Source organism: Bacteroidales bacterium (genome assembly GCA_021157585.1).
Lineage (GTDB): Bacteria > Bacteroidota > Bacteroidia > Bacteroidales > UBA12170 > UBA12170.
The window spans coordinates 1-5,114 of sequence record JAGGWH010000073.1; the positions used below are offsets into that span (position 1 = coordinate 1).

Annotated in this window: 3 protein-coding genes; 1 reads left to right on the forward strand and 2 read right to left on the reverse strand. The window is 30.7% G+C overall.

Annotation, left to right across the window (positions count from 1 at the left end):
• On the forward strand, positions 1 to 155 hold a 155-nt coding region (locus J7K39_04840), incomplete at its 5' end, for an adenosylhomocysteinase (protein MCD6179209.1).
• A gap of 14 nt (positions 156 to 169) precedes the next feature.
• Here the strand turns inward: J7K39_04840 and J7K39_04845 are convergent.
• A complete protein-coding gene (locus J7K39_04845) occupies positions 170 to 919 on the reverse strand; it encodes a response regulator transcription factor (protein MCD6179210.1) in 750 nt (249 codons plus the stop codon).
• Between the two features lie 5 nt (positions 920 to 924).
• Positions 925 to 5,010: a histidine kinase gene (locus J7K39_04850; protein ID MCD6179211.1), complete on the reverse strand. Its 4,086-nt coding sequence runs from the start codon at positions 5,008 to 5,010 to the stop codon at positions 925 to 927.
• Positions 5,011 to 5,114 lie beyond the last annotated feature (104 nt).

Sequence of the window (5,114 nt, forward strand, 5' to 3'; positions counted from 1 at the left end):
GCGTTTACCGTCTGCCAAAATACTTAGACGAAGAAGTTGCGCGTTTACATTTGGAGAAAATTGGCGTAACGTTAACAAAATTATCTAAGGAACAAGCAGATTATATTGGTGTAAAAGTAGAAGGCCCTTATAAGGCAGATCATTACCGTTATTAAGAATTTTTAGGTTTTTATAGCTGATCAAAAAGCCGGATAATACTTTCTTTTTTTCTATTTGAAACAGGGACGATAGTTTTATCCTGCATCAGGATATAACCGCCTTCGGTTTTCTCATAACTTTCTATAAAGTTTATATTGATGAGGTGCGACTGGTGCGTACGGATAAAGCCGCAAGTACTCAATAATTCATCATATTCTATCAAACCTTTTGAGACTAAAATATTTTTATCGTTATCAAGAAAGAATTTTGTATATCCACTGTTTGCCTCGCAGCGTATAATACTTTGTATATCAATCAAGTGAATACTTTCGGCTGTTCGTAACACTAATTTTTTTCTTTTTCTGTCGTTGGGGTTTAGGTGTGATAAAAGAGCTTCTAAATATTTATGTTGATTTTCTTTTTCGTGGAGGATTTCAGTTTTGCTAAGAGCTACAAAAAAATCGGGAGGATTTATGGGTTTAAGCAAATAATCTATGGCTGAGAATTTAAAGGCTCTAAGAGCAAATTCTTCGTAAGCGGTAATAAAAATTAGTTTGAAATCAATTTTTGATAGTCGTTTTAATAAATCGAAACCCATTCCGTCGTTTAACTGAATATCAAGAAAAACCAAATCTGGTTTTAGTTTTTCTATTGTCAATATTCCGGATTCAACACTATCGGCTTCACCAACTATTTCAATATCGGAATTGCTAAGTTTTAACAAATCGATAATTGATTCGCGAGCATGTTGTTCATCGTCAATACAAATTGCTTTTATCATAATAATCAGTTTTCAAAATTTATATGTATCAAAGGAATTTTAATAGATACTCGTGTACCTTTTAGATTTTGGTTTAAAGTTTTTAAATCGATAATAGTCAGAATTATTTTTTTCTTTTTTCTTTTATTCAAATTCTTAATTCGTTCGCGTGTAATCTTAGTTGCAAGTGAATGATAAGAAGGCTCTGTTTTTCTTTTTTCTTTTTCGGACGCAATAATACCAATACCATTATCTTCTGTTTCCATAGTAATCGTATCCTTTTCTTTATAGACGCGAATAATTATTGTACCAGTTATTTTTGCTTTTTTAAAGCCATGTTCTATAGAATTTTCAATAAATGGCTGAAGCATCATAGGAGGGATTTTAATAGATTCTAAATTTAATTTTTTATCTATTTCAAAACGATAATCAAGTTTATCGGCAAACCGAAGTTTCTGTAATTCTAAATAATGCTTTAATGTTGTAATTTCTTTATCAAGTAATATTAATTCGTGACGAGAATTGACGAGAATTAATCTGATTAATTCCGCAAAATTAGATAAATAAGTTCCGGCATCTACAGGCCTATTTTTAAAAATATAACTTTGAATAGCTCCCAAACTATTAAAAATAAAGTGAGGATTCATTTGCGATCGTAAAAAGCTATGCTCTAATTCTCGGGTTTTCTTTTCTCGTAAAAATTCTTTTTCGCGTTTTAAAATTGCCAAAACAATTAAACCGATAATAAAAAATATTGTAATCATTATAAACCACCATTTTGTCCAAAAAGGCGATTCTATAGTGATATTTACCGGAGTAGAAAGACCTCCCCAAACGCCGTCGTTATTTGATCCTTTGAGTAAAAAAGTATATTCACCCGGAGGAAGATTGGTATAACGAATGCTACGATTATCAGCATCTGTTTCTATCCACTCTAAATCACTTCCTTTCAGTTTATAACGATATTTATTGGCTGCCGGATTATTATAGTCTAAAGCCGAAAATTCAAATGTTAATGTATTTTGATTGGGTTGCAAAATAAGATGAGGAGTTTCACTTAGGTCTTCAAACAAGTCTTTCTCAAAAATTTTAATTCGAGTTAAGACAACGGGAGGAATAAGCAGATTTAGTTTTAAGCTATCGGGATGGAAAATAATAAAGCCTTTATCGTTTCCAAATAAAAGCTCCCCGCTTTTAAGTTTTAGTCCGGCTTTACTAAAATTATTAGAGTGAGTACCGTCAACCTCAGAATAGTTTTTAAATGATGCTGTTTCGGGTGAAAATTCAGAAAGTCCTTTTTCTGTGCCAAGCCATAAGTTATTATTTTCATCTTCAACTATACTAAAAATAGAATTACTTACTAATCCGTTATCTGTTGTAAAATGCGAAAAGGTTTTACTATCGCGATGATATAAATTTAAACCTTCGCCGGCAATCCAAAGCCGTTTTTTGCTGTCTTCAAAAATAGCATTAACATTTTTACCCCAAAAAGAAGTAGTATCGAGCGGATTGTATGGAAACGAATGCAAAAAATTTGTCCCTTTGGGTTTTTTGTATATTCCGGTATTTGTTGTGCCTATCCAAAGATCTCCACAGTAATCTTCAAGAAGCGCACTGGCTAAATGAATTGCTTCTCCGTTAAAATTTATTTCATAAGGTCTTATAATTTCAAAATATTTGTTTGAAGGATAATATTTAAACAAACCTTTGTTTGTTCCTAAAAGCACTATACTCCCATTAGTCGTGGTTGTTAATGATTGGATAATAACACTATCTAAATTTATTTTATACCGACTCTTGTATTTTAAATTTTCAGTTATAATATTATTTTTGGATAAGCTAAGCCTAAAAAGTTCATTTCCTGCTCCTAAAAACGCATTTCCTTCTTTTATGGTAAAAGCAGTTATTTTTTTTGTTCCGGAAAAATGGCGACTTAATTTTAAGTCTAAATTTTCATCGAAAATAAATATAGAATCCGCACTTGCTACCCATAAAAATCCGGTGCTATCAAAAGCAATATCTACCAATTTAGGTATAGCTTTAATTTTAGAAAAACCTTTTGCTTCAGAAAAACCATACAAAGAATTATGTGATGCAATGAAAAGTTTTTTAAAATTATACGAATAAATAATTGTATTTGGATTATCACTGAAATGTTTATTCGACTCCGGAGTATTGTATGTTTTTGTTCTTTTAGAGGTGGTATTTATTTGGATTAATATTTTGTTATTTACCGCCCAAATATTATTATTTATACTGTCGTATGTTAAAGTAGAATACGATTTGTTAAAAATAGCCCCTTCATTATTAGTAAATAAAGAAAAATTATTATCGTTATTTTTCTTACATATAATACCCTTGTCAGTTGCTAACCAAAGCATCTCCTCCTTATCTGCAACAATATCAAATAATTTAGAAAATAGAGGTATATTGGACGGTATAATATTGTTACTTTCAAGTTTTTGAGTGAGTTTAAAATTATATTTCAATTCTTTATCAAAATGTCGATAATAACTGTGTTTGCGTTTCGGTAAAGAATAATTATCAATACCATATTGAGGACTGGCCAACCATAAACCTTTTCCCCTTTCTATATATATTTTTGTTATCGATTTATTATTTGGTATAACTTCCAAATTGTTACCACAGGGTATAATTTTCTTGTTTTTAATATCGAAAGAATAAAGAGCAGGGCCACCCCAAACGCCAATATAAAGAGTATCGTTATTACTTCTAACAAAGTCGTTATACCAATCTGTGTCTCTGCTATTCGGGTCAATAACAAAGTGTTCAACAGTTTTTGTTTTAGTATTAAATTTATTAAAACCCACTCCCGACCATAATCCAATCCAAAGAATGTTATCCTTATCAATGTAAAGTGAGGAAACACGATTAGAGCTAAGTTTTCCTTTACCCATTGTTTCTGTATTGTAATTAGTAAACTGATTATTTTTTCTATCAAACCTGTCAATCCCATTATTTGCAGTAGCTAACCAAATAATTCCATCATTATCTTCTACAGCATCAGTAATTCTATTGCTCGAAACTGTATTTTTTTCTCCCGGGATATGATAAAAATGGGGGAATCTTTTCCGAATAGGGCTGTATTTACTTAATCCGGAATTAGTAGCCACCCATAAAACACCGGATCTATCTTGATAAAGTTTATTAACATAATTTCCGGCTAATGAGCGTGGGTTATTTGGGTTAAAATTGTAATGATAAAATACCGAGGATTCATGAGTTTTTTTATACAAACCATTACCCGTTCCAAACCAAATCTGATGTTGTTTATCTTCAAGAATAGTAAATGTTGAAGTACTTAATATTCTTTGAAAATTACTATCTCTATCAAAAATATAAGTTCCGTCTAATCCGGTTACATAAAAATTACCCTTGGAGTCTTCATAATAACAGGCAATGTCATTTGTTCTTTTTTTTGTGGGATTATTGGGATTTGCGTAGATTTTTTTAAATTTTCCTGTATTAATATTAAACTTATGTAAGTCAAGGTTTCGTCCACCAATCCAAAGAATACTATCGTTTTCTTGATATATAGTGTGGTAGTGGTAATAGAGTTGTGCTACAGGTCGGTGTTGGAAATGCTCAAATATATTAGAGTGTATATGGAGTTTATTTAAGACCCCATCCGCGGTTTCTATCCAGAGAATTCCGTTTTTGTCGGAGTATAGGGCACGAATATAATTGTCGCTTAGACTATTTCCGTCTTTTTCTTTAAAATAATGTTCAAAGGTGCTTGTTTTACGATTGTATTTATTTAATCCATACAGAGTCCCTATCCATAAATCGCCATAAATATCTTCTTCAATACAACTTACCATATTATTGGATAAGCTGGTTGAATCGTTTATCTTATTACGATAAACCAAAAATTTATAGCCATCGTAACGATTTAACCCATCTGCTGTTGCAAACCATAAATAACCAACTTTATCTTGTAAAATATCTAAAACTGTATTTGAGCTAAGACCATCTTTAATATCAAGCTTATCAAATTCTGTTTGAAAATCATGTTTGATTATAGCTTTATTTTGCCCAAAACTTAAAGGAATAAAGGTAATGAAAAAGAAGATTATTAGTATATTACGCATAATACAATTATAGCAGCTTAAAAATAAGGAAAAAAACCAATACTTTTAATAGAAATTAATTTGAGCTAAAAAGAGTTCAATTTGTTTTTTAATTTTCTCATAAA